At 38.0% G+C, this 16,480-nt stretch carries 14 protein-coding genes; 6 read left to right on the top strand and 8 right to left on the bottom strand.

Features of this window, described 5'->3' with window-relative positions; genetic code table 11:
* The first annotated feature begins 6 nt into the window (after window positions 1-6).
* Window positions 7-876 (top strand): DMT family transporter, encoded by an 870-nt coding sequence (locus GFO_RS09840; RefSeq protein ID WP_011709961.1) that lies wholly within the window; start codon window positions 7-9, stop codon window positions 874-876.
* Between the two features lie 21 nt (window positions 877-897).
* Here the strand turns inward: GFO_RS09840 and ypfJ are convergent, their stop codons facing one another.
* The 3 genes from ypfJ to panB form a co-directional block, all read right to left on the bottom strand.
* Window positions 898-1,743: a KPN_02809 family neutral zinc metallopeptidase gene (gene ypfJ, locus GFO_RS09835; protein ID WP_011709960.1), complete on the bottom strand. Its 846-nt coding sequence runs from the start codon at window positions 1,741-1,743 to the stop codon at window positions 898-900.
* 55 nt (window positions 1,744-1,798) lie between these two features.
* Window positions 1,799-2,497, bottom strand: a complete 699-nt coding sequence (locus tag GFO_RS09830) for an RluA family pseudouridine synthase (protein ID WP_011709959.1) — start codon at window positions 2,495-2,497, stop codon at window positions 1,799-1,801.
* Between the two features lie 126 nt (window positions 2,498-2,623).
* On the bottom strand, window positions 2,624-3,442 hold the full coding sequence (gene panB / locus GFO_RS09825) for a 3-methyl-2-oxobutanoate hydroxymethyltransferase (RefSeq protein ID WP_041250085.1): 819 nt from the start codon (window positions 3,440-3,442) through the stop codon (window positions 2,624-2,626).
* Window positions 3,443-3,506: 64 nt separating this feature from the next.
* On the opposite strand from panB, the gene GFO_RS09820 reads away from it, so the two are divergent.
* Window positions 3,507-3,962 carry a hypothetical protein gene (locus GFO_RS09820; RefSeq protein ID WP_041250084.1) on the top strand — a complete coding sequence of 152 codons (456 nt, stop codon included), beginning with the start codon at window positions 3,507-3,509 and terminating at the stop codon, window positions 3,960-3,962.
* Window positions 3,959-5,134: a serine hydrolase domain-containing protein gene (locus GFO_RS09815; protein WP_011709956.1), complete on the top strand. Its 1,176-nt coding sequence runs from the start codon at window positions 3,959-3,961 to the stop codon at window positions 5,132-5,134. Before GFO_RS09820 ends, GFO_RS09815 begins: the two co-directional genes overlap by 4 nt.
* 408 nt (window positions 5,135-5,542) lie before the next feature.
* Here GFO_RS09815 and GFO_RS09810 read toward each other — a convergent pair whose 3' ends face one another.
* From GFO_RS09810 to GFO_RS09795, 4 genes are all read right to left on the bottom strand, one after another.
* Window positions 5,543-6,577, bottom strand: a complete 1,035-nt coding sequence (locus tag GFO_RS09810) for a formylglycine-generating enzyme family protein (protein WP_011709955.1) — start codon at window positions 6,575-6,577, stop codon at window positions 5,543-5,545.
* A gap of 89 nt (window positions 6,578-6,666) precedes the next feature.
* Entirely contained in the window at window positions 6,667-7,671 is a 1,005-nt protein-coding gene (locus tag GFO_RS09805) for an alcohol dehydrogenase (protein ID WP_011709954.1), read from the bottom strand.
* Window positions 7,672-7,808: 137 nt separating this feature from the next.
* The gene (locus GFO_RS09800; protein ID WP_148264613.1) at window positions 7,809-8,477 is read right to left on the bottom strand and encodes a CPBP family glutamic-type intramembrane protease; all 669 of its coding nucleotides are present in this window, start codon (window positions 8,475-8,477) and stop codon (window positions 7,809-7,811) included.
* 44 nt (window positions 8,478-8,521) lie between these two features.
* Window positions 8,522-9,955, bottom strand: a complete 1,434-nt coding sequence (locus tag GFO_RS09795; protein ID WP_011709952.1) for an L-serine ammonia-lyase — start codon at window positions 9,953-9,955, stop codon at window positions 8,522-8,524.
* A 216-nt stretch (window positions 9,956-10,171) separates the two neighbouring features.
* On the opposite strand from GFO_RS09795, the gene dnaK reads away from it, so the two are divergent.
* The 3 genes from dnaK to GFO_RS09780 all read left to right on the top strand — a co-directional run bounded on the left by dnaK (window position 10,172) and on the right by GFO_RS09780 (window position 14,796).
* The gene (dnaK, locus tag GFO_RS09790) at window positions 10,172-12,097 is read left to right on the top strand and encodes a molecular chaperone DnaK (protein ID WP_011709951.1); all 1,926 of its coding nucleotides are present in this window, start codon (window positions 10,172-10,174) and stop codon (window positions 12,095-12,097) included.
* A gap of 562 nt (window positions 12,098-12,659) precedes the next feature.
* Window positions 12,660-14,219, top strand: coding sequence for a hypothetical protein (locus GFO_RS09785; protein WP_148264612.1), 1,560 nt, complete (start codon window positions 12,660-12,662; stop codon window positions 14,217-14,219).
* Between the two features lie 55 nt (window positions 14,220-14,274).
* Window positions 14,275-14,796, top strand: coding sequence for a GNAT family N-acetyltransferase (locus tag GFO_RS09780; protein ID WP_041250333.1), 522 nt, complete (start codon window positions 14,275-14,277; stop codon window positions 14,794-14,796).
* A gap of 330 nt (window positions 14,797-15,126) precedes the next feature.
* Here GFO_RS09780 and GFO_RS09775 read toward each other — a convergent pair whose 3' ends face one another.
* Entirely contained in the window at window positions 15,127-16,389 is a 1,263-nt protein-coding gene (locus tag GFO_RS09775; protein ID WP_011709947.1) for an Nramp family divalent metal transporter, read from the bottom strand.
* Between the last annotated feature and the right edge of the window lie 91 nt (window positions 16,390-16,480).

Raw genomic sequence — 16,480 nt, 5'->3', positions numbered from 1 at the left:
CAGGATTTGTCAGAAAGACGTCAGAACTTAACCAATATCCTTCAACTAAATTTTGCGGTTTTACTCATTAGTACTTCCGGAGTATTAGGCAGGTATATCACCCTACATCCGGTTATCACCATATTTTATAGATGCCTGATTGCCGTGATCGTTTTTTACCTTTTTTGTAGGTGGAAAGGGATCGACCTGAAAATTGAAAATAAACGCGACCTTTTAAAAATGATTTTGGGTGGAATATTAATGGGTGCCCATTGGATCACTTATTTCTTTTCCCTTCAATTCTCCAGTGTGGCGATCGCTTTATTATCCTTATTTACCTACCCTGTGATTACGGCTTTTTTAGAGCCTGTTTTGTTTAAGACCCGGTTCAATAAGGTTCATATCGCTTTAGGACTATTGGTTCTGGCCGGGATCTATTTTTTAAGTCCTGAGTTTGATCTTGAAAATGACTCCTTTCTTGCTATTATATTAGGAGTGACTTCAGCCGTTTTTTATGCCCTTCGGAATCTCTTAATGAAACGGGAAGTAGAAAGGTATAATGGGTCTGCACTTATGTTCTATCAGATCCTGGTGGTTTCATTCCTTCTGTTTCCTTCTGTTTTCTTCAGCGATATTGAAGCAATTGCGGGCCAATGGAAGCCATTGGTTATTCTTGCAGTTCTTACCACTTGTATTGGTCACACTTTATTTTTAAAAAGCTTTAAAAATTTCAGTATTACTGCGGCCAGTATTATGAGTAGTATTCAGCCGGTTTACGGGATAGGATTGGGAGCGATATTTTTAAGTGAAATACCATCTTTGAAAACACTGGTTGGAGGAACTTTAATAATTAGTGCTGTGATTATTGAAAGTTTACTTGCTGTTAGAAAGAAGTAGTTACTAATATAGATTTAAAACCTAATTTAAAACTTCACTGAAAGTGTCACCCTGGCTAATATCCCCAGATCTATAACCTTTCATAAACCATTTCATACGCTGTTCTGAAGTTCCATGGGTGAAAGAGTCCGGATTTACCCTTCCGCTAGTTCTTTTCTGAATTGCATCGTCGCCAACCGCATTTGCTGCACTTAGCGCTTCTTCGATATCACCTTCACTCAGATATTGCTGATTTTCTTTGGTCCAAACCCCAGCGTAAAAATCGGCTTGAAGTTCGAGTGCTACAGATAGTTCATTCGCTTCAGTTTTACTGGATTGCTGCTGAAGTCTTCGAACTTTAGTGGCAGTTCCCATTAAATTCTGAACATGGTGGCCAACCTCGTGAGCCATTACATAGACTACTGCATAATCACCACCCTGTGCACCAAATCGTTGTCTTAACTGGTCGAAAAAGCTAAGGTCCATATATATTTTCTGATCCGCAGGGCAGTAGAATGGTCCGCTGGCTGAAGATGCACCTCCGCATGCCGTTTGTACAGCGTCACTAAAAAGCACAAGGCCAGGTTCCTGATAATTCATATTATTTTCCGCGAAAACCTCATTCCAGACATCTTCAGTATCAGCAAGAACGGTAGCAACAAATTCTCCCATTTCCTCTTCTTCCGCCGTAAGCTCACGGGATTCAGTTTGAGAACTGCCGGAACCTTCCAGTTGTTGTAGAACCGACACGTCTCCATCGCTCAAAATAAACTGCGCAATGACGAAAATTACTCCTATAATTCCACCACCTGCAATTAGTTTTCCCTTGCCCGAACTTCCTCTTCGATCTTCTACATTACCACTTTGTCTTCTGCCACGCCATTTCATATGCTGATATTTTGCATTAAAAATACTAATTAAAACCTATGTGTGGAGGATTTTTTTAAACCGCGTCCCAGATAGGATCCGAAGGGGGAGGGGCAATGATATGAATAAACTCTTTTTTGACCGGATGTGTGAATTTTAGCTCTCTTGAATGTAAATGAATGCTGGCATCTTTATTACTTCGGTTAAAACCGTATTTTAGATCACCTTTTATAGGAGAACCAATAGCTGATAACTGACTTCTTATTTGATGATGTCTTCCGGTATGAAGATCTATTTCCAGTAAATAGTAATTGTCAAGCTTCTTTAGTAGTCTGTAATCCAGCATCGCTTTTTTGCTGTCTGGAACTTCGTTTTTATGAGCGTAAGATTTATTCTGCTTGGAGTTCCTTTTCATGAAATGCACAAGTTCCCCGGATTTTTCCTGCGGTGCATTTTTCACAATGGCCCAATAAGTCTTTTTTGCTTTTTTATCCTGAAATAATTTATTGAGTCTTGGTAAAGCTTTTGAAGTTTTTGAAAATAGCACAATTCCGCTGGTGGGTCTGTCCAGACGATGCACCACTCCCAGGTACACATTTCCGGGCTTTTTATATTTCTCTTTTAGATAAGATTTAACTACTTCGCTCAGGGGTTTGTCCCCGGTTTTATCTCCCTGAACAATATCTCCGGGACGTTTATTCACGATGATGATATGGTTATCCTCGTGTAGAACCTGAAGATTGTCCCTATTTGATAAAATTTTTTCTGAACCCAATATTTTGATAAGTTTTTAGAAGTTTTGTATAGATTCCGCAGAATCCAAATCAGATTTTTCTTACTTCTTACTTCTAACTTTGCCTTCGACTACGCTCAGGCTTACAGTATTGTAAATTCCACTTTTTTAATATTGTTCATCATCTGATGGAAATTTTCTACTCTTCACATCATCTCTGTAATTTTGAAAAGCTTTGGTCATTTCTCCATGTAGATCGGCGTAACGTCTCAAAAATCTGGGATTAAATTCATGGGTCATTCCCAGCATATCATGTACTACCAAAACCTGACCATCGACACCATTTCCGGCACCAATTCCTATAACCGGAATAGTGATACTTTCGGCTACTTCTTTAGCAAGTTCAGCCGGTACTTTTTCGAGCACAATAGCAAAACAGCCCATTTTCTCCAACAATTTAGCGTCAGACTTTAATTTTTCAGCTTCCTGTTCTTCTTTAGCTCTTACAGTATAAGTTCCGAATTTATAGATAGATTGCGGGGTAAGTCCCAAATGCCCCATTACCGGGATGCCGGCATGAATTATTCGTTTGATACTTTCCTTCACTTCCTTGCCACCTTCAAGCTTTACAGCGTGTCCGCCACTTTCTTTCATGATCCTTATCGCAGATCTAAGAGCTTCTTTTGGATCACTCTGGTAACTTCCGAAGGGCAGATCTACAACCACTAAAGACCGAGTGATCGCTCTAACCACACTGGTGGCATGATAGATCATTTGATCCAGCGTAATAGGTAAGGTAGTTTCATGCCCAGCCATTACATTACTGGCAGAGTCACCAACAAGGATTACGTCTATTCCTGCGCCATCAACAATTTGAGCCATAGTGAAATCGTATGCCGTAAGCATACTTATTTTTTCACCATTAGACTTCATGTCTACCAGAGACTTTACAGTGATACGCTTGTACTCCTTTTTTGCAACAGACATTTATTCAGATTTTAATTTGAGTAAAAGTAGTAAATTCGTTAACCACATTCAAAACTACTTCCTGATGAAAAAAATAATATTTGCCGTTATCATTCTATTGAATTTAACTGCATTTTCTCAGACCGAAGATTCTTTAAATTCCCCTAAAAGATTAGTACAGGATTTCTTTGAAGCTTTCCATGCTCAGGATACGGTGAAGCTGAAAAGTTTTGCTACAGATGGTGTTAAAATGGAATCGGTTTCTATGGATGCAGAAGGAAATACAAAATTAATTTCAGAAGATTATTCTAACTTTATTAAGAGTATCGCTTCAATCCCTTCTGAAGTATCTTTTGAAGAGAAACTTCATGAATTCAGAATAGAGGAAAATGGACTCCTGGCAACTGTTACAACACCATATTCATTTTATTATAACGGTAATTTTTCCCACTCCGGAGTGAACAGTTTTCAGCTGGTAAATTTTAATGGAAAATGGAAAATTGTTTATCTAATAGATACCCGATTAAAACAAAAATTATGAGAACAACAATCGTTAAAATTAAAACGCTAGCATTTTCAATTTTGTTTGTTGTTGTAGTTATTGGTTGTACCTCAAAAAATAAAGACTCAACTAAAGATACACAAAAGGTAACTTCTCAAAACCTCATTTCCACTGTAATTGATTCTATTAATTCAGAAATAAATAATGGAGACTATGGATTAATTGACCGTTTTATAGTCATACAAAATGACGAGGTTTTGGCAGATTTCAGATATAAGCAGGACTATGAAACTATTGCTCAAAAGTATGACACAACCAATCATCAATACAATTTCAATAGCACTGATTGGCATCCATACTACAAACAAAGTGAATTGCATACACTTCAATCTGTAACAAAAAGTATTACCTCAATCCTTTTTGGGATTGCCTTGGATTTAAATGAAGATTACAATGTTGATAATAAAGCAATGCCTTTGTTGACTGGTTATGATACTGACTTTCTAGATAAAAGAAAGCAAAATATATCTATTGAAGATTTGTTGACTATGAGAAGTGGCTTAAAGTGGAATGAGGAGACTGATCATAATGACAATACTAATGACTGTTTTTTATTAGAGTCAAGTGACCACTGGATAGAATATGTTTTAAGCAAACCTATGGATACCATACCAGGAACAAGATTTGTATATAATGGTGGCGGAACTGTTCTTTTAGGTAAAATTATTAGAACAATTACAGGCAAACGAATTGACGATTGGGCAGAAGAAAAATTATTCAAGCCACTCGGTATTACAGATTACTATTGGAAAGAAACACCTGATGGAGAAATTGATACAGAAGGAGGTTTATATCTTAAGGCAGAAGACCTGGCTAAAATTGGTTCATTGTTTTTGAACAAAGGGAAATGGAACAATAAGCAAATTGTATCTGAAAGTTGGGTCACAACATCCACAAGCCCTTTACTTAAAAACGTAAAACCTCAATGGCGAAGTGTTACAGGATACGGGTATCAATGGTGGATTCCTGAATATACGGATAATGGCAAAACCAGTATTTATTCCGCCAATGGATATGGAGGTCAGTATTTAATGGTAGCACCAGAACATAAATTAATAATTGTCTTTAATGGTTGGAATATAAATGATGAGCCAGAAAAGTCAACTTATAGAGCTTTGCAAGACAGAATAATTCCGACACTTAAAAAATAACTGGGTATAAGAACGCGTCTAAAACATAGCTAATAAGTGCTAAAACAAGGTTTGTGCTTACATGCAAAGACCAGCAAATTTTTAAATTCTGCTCTGTGTTTAATTCGAAAATCTAGCGTCTTTTTATGCGCTACGTTTCATGCACAAACCGATACCCGAACCAAAAAAGATTGTAATTAAATCAGAGTTGTCCGGTTAAAAAATTGAAGGTTACCGTTAGGCGGGAAATAACGGACATTTGAACTGGTTTCACCATTCAGGAGCATGCTATTGGAGTATAGGAATGTTTTTTCCTTTTCGAAAAATTAACACCAATATAAAATTCATTTTCAATTAGTTAAGATCAAGTCTAACTTCTTAAATCTATCAGCGAAGCGGTCTTACATCTTTTGTCGGACGACAATGCAATTAAATATCTTTAACACATCTAAAACCGGTATGTTCTAAGCCTGTGTCTGGTGCTGAACTCATTCTTGCTGAATTTCTATAGCCGGTACAATAGCTTTCGCTGCAAAGAAAAGATCCTCCACGAATCACTTTTTGCTGTTGCATATTGACGAATTCTTTAAAATAACCATTGGTTTGTTGATCTCTTATTGAATAGGCGTCCGGATAATAGGTATCCAGGCACCATTCCCATACATTTCCGGAAGTTTCATATAATCCGAAATCATTTGCAGGAAAACTTTTTACAGAAGCTTTTTTCTCAAATTCATCTTCAGTTGAATTCTGCCTGGGAAAGTCGCCCTGGAAGAAATTGACCATTTCTGAAGCTTTTTCAAAATCGTTGCCCCAGTGATAAATAAGGGTATCATTACCCGCACGATTGAAATATTCAAATTCCGCTTCGGTGGGTAGTCTTTTTCCAGCCCATTTCGCATAAGCCATAGCATCGTACCAGGAAACCTGAACTACAGGGTAAGTGTCTTTTCCGTCAATAGTACTATCGGGACCTGTTGGATTTTTCCAATTGGCGCCTTTTACAAACTTCCACCACCATTCAGGATTATATGGGTCAAAAACCAGGGCGCCGGCCTCATATTTTTTTCCTTTTATTTCAAATGAACGTTCGGCAGTAGTTACATAACCTGTTTCTTCCACAAACTCCCGAAATTCTGCATTGGTAACTTCAGTTTCATCCACCCATATAGCATCAATTTTTTCTTTGTGCCGTGGAAATTCGTCCGGTCTCGCCTGACTGCTATTTCCTCCCATCATATAGCTTCCACCTCTTAGTTTTATCATACCTTCTGTAGAAGTGGAATCTTCCCGAGTTTTTATAAAGGAAATCTCTCTAAGATAATTTTCGTGGTAATCACCAGTATCTATCTCGGGTTTTTGTTCAACAACCTGAACAGGTTTAGATTTTTTCTTATCATCGCAAGATTGGAGGGCGATAAAGCTGAAAAATAGAATAAGAAAAGATTTGAAATTTGATGGCATTTTGAAAGATTATGAATCAAAGATAATAATAAAAAAACCGGCAGATTCATATTATCATCTACCGGTTTCAATTCACGTAATTTTAAAATCTATGGTTTTAATACCACTCTAAATCTGGCCTTATTATCCATCATTTTTTTAAATGCTTCATTTACTTTATCCAACGGAAATTCTTCAATCATTGGTTTGGTATCTGTCATCGCACTGAATTTTAAGGTGTCTTCAGAATCCATAGCGGTTCCACTAGGCCAGCCCGCAGCCGATTTTCTTCCCATTAATAATTGCATTGGAGACACTTCAATGGGTTCTCCGGTAGCTGCCACCATTAATAATTTTCCGTCAATTCCGAGCCCGTCAACCACAGAGGTAATCGCGTCGCTGTGTGGAGCAGTCGCCAGAATTAGTTTGGCTCCTCCCAATTTTTGTAATTCTTCAGCGCCATCTTTTTCACCGGTATTAATAAAGTGATGAGCGCCGAGTTTTTTTGCAAGCTCTTGCTTATCATTACTATGAGAAACAGCCACTGTTCTCATGCCCATTTTTGCAGCGTATTGAATGGCCAGATGTCCTAAACCACCAATTCCCTGAACTGCCACTACATCACCGGCCCTAATTCCTGAATTTCTTAAAGCATTATATACCGTAATCCCGGCACATAGCAGTGGTGCTGCATCCGCTGAAGAAATCTCTTCAGGAATATTCGCGATCGCTTCTTTTGGCGCGGTCATATATTCAGCATAACCACCATCATAATGAATTCCGCTTACTTTTCCATTTTCACAATTTATAAAATCCCCGCGGCGACATGGATCACATTCAAAACAATGTCCGCCGTGCCATCCAACTCCTACGCGCTGGCCTTTTTCCCAATTAGAGACATTTTCGCCAACTTCTTCTACAATTCCTACAACTTCATGACCGGGAATACGTGGATATTCCAGTCCGGGAAAACCACCTTCTTTTACAAAATTGTCGCTATGACAAATTCCGCAGGCTTCAACTTTAATTAATACTTCATTTTTGGAAGGACTCGGTTTATCTACCTCTTTAATAATAAAATCGCCTCCTGCTTTTTCAATTACTGCTGCTTTCATATTTTTTTTGATTTTTAAAAATCCAATGAAATTCCTCTGAAAATTATGCTTCAAAACACAACCTTCAAAGGCTAATTTCGTAGTTCAATTTTTTTGAAAGTAGAAGTTACAAAATGAGTACCCGAAATGCCATAAGACTATGTTAAATGGGAAAGGCTGTAGGGAAGTAGTATAAGTAAGACCGTAGAATTGTTCATACTGTGCATTAGTATTGGCCAGATCATTCCTTTATTTTCCAGTTTAATTTTTCCGAAGAAAAAGCCTGCAATAATCCGTGGAAAGATCATGATAAAAAGAACAAAATCTAATTGAAAAGTATCTACATGATTATAGATATGGACAAATCCGAAAATGATCGCGCCCAAAATCCAGATACCAAAATAGTATCTGTGCAGCCAGTAACAGGTTCGCTGGTAATATCTTGTGGGAATGAGTTCTCCCAATGCATAATAGACCAGGAAAAGGCTCCCAAATAATAAAATATATTTTAGTGCCCAATGTGCTTCCTGCGGAATTAGAAAAAGACCAGCCATATAGATTAATGCACAGATAAAAATTTTCAGACTACGGGCGGTGGGTTTTAAAACACTCCTGAAAATACTTTCTTCAATAACAGGTGCGGCAATAGCTGCCAGAAAGATGAATTTTAACGGACTTTCCTTTAAAATTTCCAGAATTTCAATCTGCTCATATTTTTGAAGGTCGAGATCAAAAATGAAGGTATTTAGTATCTGGAGCACAAAGAAAAATAGAAAATAGCACAGGATCATGAGACCAAAGTTCCTGAGTAGATTCTTTAGTTTCAACTGAAAATTTTTATCCTTTAATACCTCCAAGTTGAAGTGTTGTATTAGCAGTCGCTTAAGCTAACTTTCACTGCAAGCCCACCTTCAGAAGTTTCTTTATACTTCTTATTCATATCTTTCGCGGTATCCCACATAGTTTCGATCACCTTGTCTAACGGAACTTTTGCTTTAGTCGCATCGCTTTCCAGGGCAATTTCAGCAGCGTTGATCGCCTTAATTGCTCCCATGGCATTTCTTTCTATACAAGGCACCTGAACCAATCCCGCAATAGGATCACAAGTTAATCCAAGGTGATGTTCCATAGCAATTTCGCTGGCCATAAGCACCTGCTCGGGAGTTCCACCAAGTAATTCGGTTAAGCCACCTGCAGCCATCGCTGAGGAAACACCAATTTCTGCCTGGCAACCTCCCATAGCGGCAGATATTGTAGCTCCTTTTTTGAAAAGGCTACCAATCTCCCCGGCCACCAGCATAAAGCGTTTCATATCTTCAAAAGTGGCTTCATGGTTTTCAATACACATATAATACATCATCACAGAGGGAACTGTCCCCGCACTGCCATTGGTAGGAGCAGTTACTACACGCCCTAAGGAAGCATTCACTTCGTTTACACTCAAAGCAAAACAACTTACCCATTTTAATATCTGGCGGAATTTTACTTCGGTTTGTCTAATAGCAGGAATCCAGTCTTCGACATTTGTATAAGCAGTTTCACCAATGAGTCGCTGGTGCATTTCAAAAGCGCGACGTTTAACATTAAGCCCTCCGGGAAGTGTACCTTCGGTGTGACAGCCAATGTACATGGACTCCAGCATGGTGTCCCAGATCTGCCTGAAATTAGCATCAATTTCTTCATCAGTTCTTAGCGAACGTTCATTTGCCAGAACAATTTCAGAAATAGGCTTATTTTCAGCTTTACAATATTGCTGAAGTTCGGTGGCCTTTTCAATAGGAAAAGGAAACTTCTGAAAACTCTTCATTTTCTTGCTGGCATTCTTTCGCTCCTTTTTTACCACAAAACCACCACCAATAGAATAGAAAGAAGAAGCTGTTTTTTTACCATTATCGAGGCAGGTTCTAAAAGTCATCCCGTTTGGGTGGAATTCAAGAAATTTTCGGTTGAACTTTATATCCTCGTTAAAACTAAAATTTATATCCCTTTCACCATTCAGCAACAGTTTTCCTGTTTCTTTAATCCTTTCAATTTCAGATTCAATAATAGCAATATCCATCGTCACAGGATCATGACCTAAAAGTCCGAGCAAGGTAGCAATATCCGTGGCATGGCCTTTTCCGGTAAGACTTAAAGAACCATAAAGATCTACATGAATCTTTTCAACTTTATTAAAACGATCCTTTTGTTTTAGCTCACCAATCCAACGTTGCGCAGCCCTCCACGGGCCTAAAGTATGAGAACTGGATGGCCCTACACCAACCTTCAACATGTCAAAAACGCTAATGCATTCAATTTTTCGCATTCAGAGAATAAATTTGAGTACAAAAATAGTGAATTGTGAAGGCTGCCCATAAAAAATTGCGGAAATTATATTCTTGTAGTTTCAGTTTAAAAAGTAACAATGACAAGCTGTGAGAGAAAAGTGACAACCTGTCAGAAGATTTGCGCTGGCATAATGATTGACTTCTTGTGACTGTAAAAAATTGATAAACTAACGTAAAAAACAAGTTATATAGTTATGAGTAAAGTAATTGGAATTGACTTGGGTACCACTAACTCCTGCGTTGCCGTAATGGAAGGTAGCGAACCAACGGTGATACCTAATGCTGAAGGAAAAAGAACCACGCCATCTGTGATTGCATTCGTAGAAGGCGGTGAGATTAAAGTTGGTGACCCTGCAAAGCGTCAGGCGGTAACGAACCCAACAAAGACCATTTCTTCCATAAAAAGATTTATGGGGAACAAGTATTCTGAATCTTCCAGAGAAGCAGGACGAGTACCTTATACTGTGAAAAAAGGGGATAACGATACTCCACGTGTAGAAATAGACGGTCGTCTTTATACTCCACAGGAACTTTCAGCAATGGTTCTTCAGAAAATGAAGAAAACTGCTGAAGACTATCTTGGACAGGATGTGACTGAAGCGGTTATTACCGTGCCGGCATATTTTAATGACTCTCAGCGTCACGCAACAAAAGAAGCTGGTGAGATCGCAGGTCTTAAAGTAAGAAGAATTATTAATGAGCCTACTGCTGCGGCATTGGCTTATGGATTAGATAAAAAATCTCAGGATCAGAAGATCGCTGTGTATGACCTTGGTGGTGGTACCTTTGATATTTCTATTCTTGAGTTAGGTGATGGTGTATTTGAAGTACTATCTACGAATGGTGATACGCACCTTGGTGGGGATGACTTTGATGAAGTATTGATAGATTACCTTGCAGATAATTTTAAGAAAGCAGAAGACATCGATCTTAGAAAAGACCCGATGGCACTTCAACGTTTAAAAGAAGCGGCAGAAAAAGCAAAGATTGAATTATCTTCTTCTTCTCAAACGGAAATTAATCTTCCTTATGTAACTGCAACTTCTAGTGGACCAAAGCACCTTGTTGAAACTATTTCCCGTTCTAAATTCGAACAGTTAGCTGCAGAATTAGTAACTAGATCTATGGAGCCTGTGAAAAAGGCACTTAGCGATGCAGGTCTTTCAAAAAGTGATATCGACGAGGTAATTCTTGTAGGTGGATCAACCCGTATTCCTAAGATTCAGGAAGAAGTTGAAGCTTTCTTTGGTAAGAAGCCTTCTAAAGGTGTAAACCCTGATGAGGTTGTAGCAATTGGTGCTGCGATACAGGGTGGTGTACTTACAGGAGACGTAAAAGATGTATTGCTTCTTGATGTTACTCCACTTTCTCTAGGTATTGAAACTATGGGAGGAGTAAACACGAAGTTGATCGAATCTAACACTACGATCCCAACTAAAAAGTCACAGACTTTCTCTACGGCGGCAGATAATCAGCCATCGGTTGAGATTCACGTACTTCAGGGAGAGCGTCCAATGGCGACAGATAACAAGACAATTGGTAGATTCCATTTAGATGGTATACCACCATCTCCAAGAGGAACTCCTCAAATTGAAGTGACTTTTGATATTGATGCCAATGGTATCATTAAAGTAAGCGCTACAGATAAAGCGACTGGTAAGTCTCAGGATATTCGTATCGAAGCTTCTTCAGGATTAACAGAAGAGGAAATCGAGAAAATGAAAAAAGAGGCTGAAGCAAATGCTGATGCAGATAAGCAGACGAAAGAGAAAGTTGATAAGCTGAATGAAGCTGATGCAATGATCTTCCAGACTGAAAAGCAGCTGAAAGAATTTGGCGATAAAATTTCTGAAGATAAGAAAAAGCCGGTAGAAGAAGCTTTAGAAGAATTGAAGAAAGCTTACGAAACCAAAGAGCTTGATCAAATCACGCCAGCTTTAGACAAGATCAACGAGGCCTGGAAAACAGCTTCAGAAGAGATGTATAAAGCTCAGGCAGAAGCTCAGGGCGGTGCAAACGGACAGCCAGGTGGACCACAACAAGGTGCAACCGGAGCTGAAGGTGGAGACGCCAAGAGTGGAGATGATGTAGAAGATGTAGATTTCGAAGAAGTGAAGTAAGCAGGACGTTGATTTTGCCAGAGGCAAAATCTTACGTATCGCTTATCCCGAGCAAAGCGAGGGATCTTCACTAAATAATACTAAAAGCACGATCTAAAAAGGTCGTGCTTTTTGTGTTTAGATTTTACAACAGCAAAGCTTTACGAAAAGCTTGCCCTAAACTTAGTCGAAGGCCTTATCCCGAGCAAAGGGAGGGATTTTCACTATATTATACTAAAAGCACGACCTTTTTAGATCGTGCTTTTTCAATCAGTTTGTGAAATATTTGAACTTTCTTCTGCGAAAGGATTTTCAGCATATTCTAGCCCTCTATAAGAAAAAGTGCTTTTCCGGTATTTTAACTATTCAATTCAGGTATTTCAGATCTAAAATAGAATTTTATTCAATTGGGGTAGTTTTTAAATGAAATCCCCCATACTATATGGTTAAAAAAATCATCAATTTTATTCTGCTACTAATAGCGATTATCCTATTATATCCCCGCCTCTATTTTTACCTCCCCATAGTGTGATAGATAGTTCTTAATTATATGATATTATTAGCTAACCAATACGGTAAAATTATGAAAACAATCAAAAGAGTCCTGGTAGGTATGCTGCTATTTACATCGCTGTTAGCCGGCTGTAGTAAAGAAGAGGATAGCATGATTAGCGAACCATCTACACAAAATGTATCTCTTGAATTTGGAGCTGTGCTCAACGACCTGGCCAATAAGGTCATGAACAAAACCATTCATAATCAATTACCCAACTGTAATAATGGCGTGCCGAAATTGGCAAGGATTACAGTTAGCTATAATGGAGAGGCCAGAACTGTAGATTTGAATATCCTAAGCGACGGAACTACATATTACACCGATTATTCAGAAGAACTGAAAATTCCGGTTAAGGTTAGTAGCGATGGAGATGATAGTAACGATTTTACTAAAGTGACTCTTAGCGAATTTTTAGTTTACGACGCCAATCCAGACAATGGAGGGAAATTAGTTTGGATAGCCCCAAAGGGAGATAGTGATTTTTCTGGGTATGTAGACAAACCGCTACCTTTCGATATTACTGTTCGCCCGGGCACTAAAAAGTATGTAGAACTGGAAGTACTTTGTTTTGATGAGAGAATGGCGAATGAATATGGTTACTTGTCCTTTGTTCTTACTACAGAAAAGTTATTTAACCTGTGTTTCTTCGCTAATTATTGCGATGATAACGGCAGACATTACCCAGCCAATTATAGTATTGATTTGTTTGTACTCAATGAGGATGGGGAACAAATCCAAATATATGCTGGCGGTGAACATGGTACAATGCCAGATATTGGACAATATGATGATGGCGAATATTTTGGCAGACCACTTTGCTTAGCGGTTCCGGGCCCACCAGATGGAGTGGCCGGTGATGAAGATTATCTTTTCTACACCATTATACCAGAAGACTGGGAATCACTGTACGGGAACATAGACAATATTCCGTTAGCTGCAGAAGGTTTAAACTGGAATGAGGTACAGGCCTTATATAATGATGATGGTGAGACCCAGGAATACATTCATATATTGATTAACTGTGAGGAAGTATCAGCTTGTGGCGAATTTGAAACTATTCCAGAATCATCTTTTTATGATAGTATTACTCCGGAAAATCCCGTTGATTATTTCGAAATTGTAACTTATTTAGATGAAATTATTTTTAGTTTTTCCCAGGGAGAATTATGTGCGGATGCTGAAGATATACCGAATTGTATCAACGAATTCGAAATGCTTATAGCTGAAGATGGTTTTGTAATAAGTTGTTTGCCCGCCGGTTGCTATACGTTTATCAGGCAGCAGGTAGATGGTGTAAATCAACTTATTACCAATGATGAGGAATTGCTCGAATTTTTAGGAATTATAGATTCTAAAGGTGATGCGTTATTATTAGCATTGGCTAATGATTATTACTGGAATATAAATGATATAGAGAACGGAGCTATTAAGGAGGCCTGTGATGGTTATGAATTAATAGTGAGTAAGATAGTTAGTAGTTGTACTCCCTTACAAATAGACAGGTTTCATTTGAGGATTACACATTCCGGCCAGATCATTATTTTAGATCAGGAGGTTATAGAATATGAGGAAAATATATGTATTTAATTCAGAAAGATTAAAAGTTAGCTGCAACCCTCACAAAAATTCAGGAAGAAGAAAAATGGAAAATATTCAAATAAAAGAAGTAACTTTTAAAGATATAGATCAACTACAACAAATAGGAAAACAAACTTTTACAGATACTTTTGGCTCTCAAAACTCTCCAGCTTTTATGGAAGAATATTTGAAGAAAAGTTTTTCCAGAGATAAAGTAAGTGAGGAAATATCAGATAAAAATTCAGAGATTTATTTCGCTGAAATTGATAAAAACATAGTAGGTTATTTGAAAGTTAATTTTGACCAATCACAGACAGAATTAAAAGATAGAAATGCTTTAGAAATTGAAAGGCTCTATGTAATTAAAAAATATTTAGGAAAAAAAATAGGACAAGCTCTTTACGATAAAGCAATTAATATCGCACGACATAAAAATCTTCAATACGTTTGGTTAGGAGTTTGGGAAGAAAATCCAAGAGCAATTCGATTTTATGAAAAAAATGGATTTGAAAAATTTGATAAACATATATTCGATTTAGGTGGAGATAAGCAGACTGATATTTTAATGAAAAAAGTCTTAAATTAAAGATATGTAGTAAATGGCAGCAGCTAACATCGATTCATCGCAAATACCGGGTAGTTTGCTGAAAATTGCTATTTTATAGACCTATTTTGAAAACAACTAAGCCGACAAATCCGCGTCCCAATTCCCGCAACTTGCGATAAACGCAAACCGTTATACAATCCTTCGGTGGAACCTTAGCTCAAAAATTTTGAACTAAGGTTCTTTTTTGAAACTTTTTACAAGAGACGTTTATTTCTAAAATCAAAATCAGGATGATGCCTGGTACTTATACCGGATCAGGCTTTTTTAATTCCTTAAAGGGGTGTCAGGTTGAAATAGTGAGAAGTTTTGTTACTGTATTAGGGTATAGATATAGACGAAATTAAAAATCACCAGGATGCTAAGGCTTATCAGGCAAAATATTCTGTAATTTTTTCCAGGCCGATCTTTTTCATTTAAATCATTCCCGGTAACAAGTTTATAGTTGAACCAGGCCAGAAATGGTGCTGAAAGAAATGAAAGTGCAGTAGCAAAATCTATTAGTACTGTAAAGGAGGCCGTAAAAAAATATAATATAAGCAGTGATAGAACTGGAATGATGAAAACATTTAGTTTATAATTTTTCCATTTCTCTGCTTTTCCCCATCCAGGTTTTTCTTCTGTAAATATTTCAGAAATAACTCGTGGAAATGCATCTGTAACCGCCAGGGTAGTAGAGAGCATCGCGATAAATGCGGCAATTCCTATGAGTGGTTTGCTCCAGTCTCCCAGTGTTTTTCCATAGAGATCTATCAATTGCCCTGAAAATTCCACTCCGCTACCAGAAAAGCTAACTCCGCTGCCAAACATAATTAGAGCTCCCATGATGAAAAACAAAAGACCAATGATCGCTGCTGCAAAATAACCGACATTAAAATCGAAAAAAGCCTCTTTTAATGTAGTTTTCTTTTTATTCCCGATTGCTTTCTCTTTGGTCCAGATGGAGTGCCATACTGAAGCATCCAAAGGAATGGGCATCCAACCCATAAAAGAGATAATAAAGGCAATCCCAACTTTATTCCAAACATCGGGTGTTTCTATGGCAATAGCATTCTCCAGTCTTCCGTCGCCAAAGGCCAGAATCACGGCTACTAAAGTTGCTAATCCCAGAAGGCTTACAATGGTTTTCATGGTTTTATCCAGTGCGGGGTATTTTCCAATTAAAAGCAGCGCTATGCAAACACCAATAATGATGAAACTCCAGTTAAATGTAGACCAGCCCATTCCGAATAACTTTTCAGCCAGCCCTGCAGTAACTATAGTAACCGCTGCCTGAATAATAAACATACTTCCCACGGTAATCGCTATAAATGTCCAGTAAGGGAATTTCCCCAGTTTTTTATAACCTGTTATTAAGTGATTTCCTGTTCCTGCAGCATAGCGTGGCCCAAACTCTAAAAAAGGATATTTGGTAATACAGGCCAGGATTAAAACCCATAAAAGTAAGAATCCATAATCTGCACCTGCTCGGGTGGCCTGTACTAAATGAGAAACTCCTATGGCGGCTCCGGCCAGAAGAAATCCAGGACCTAAGGTTTTAAAAATGGCGGTTTTTTGGGAGGATTTTTGCTTCATGGCTTTAATAGATTAGAGATTTCTCCTTTTGGTCGAAATGACATAAATACTTAATTTGAATCATTTAGAGAGAGCAAGACAACCGAGTAAT

Source organism: Christiangramia forsetii KT0803, from assembly GCF_000060345.1.
Lineage (GTDB): Bacteria > Bacteroidota > Bacteroidia > Flavobacteriales > Flavobacteriaceae > Christiangramia > Christiangramia forsetii.
Note: the sequence above shows the minus strand (reverse complement) of the source record. Positions and strands in the feature narration are given on the sequence as shown.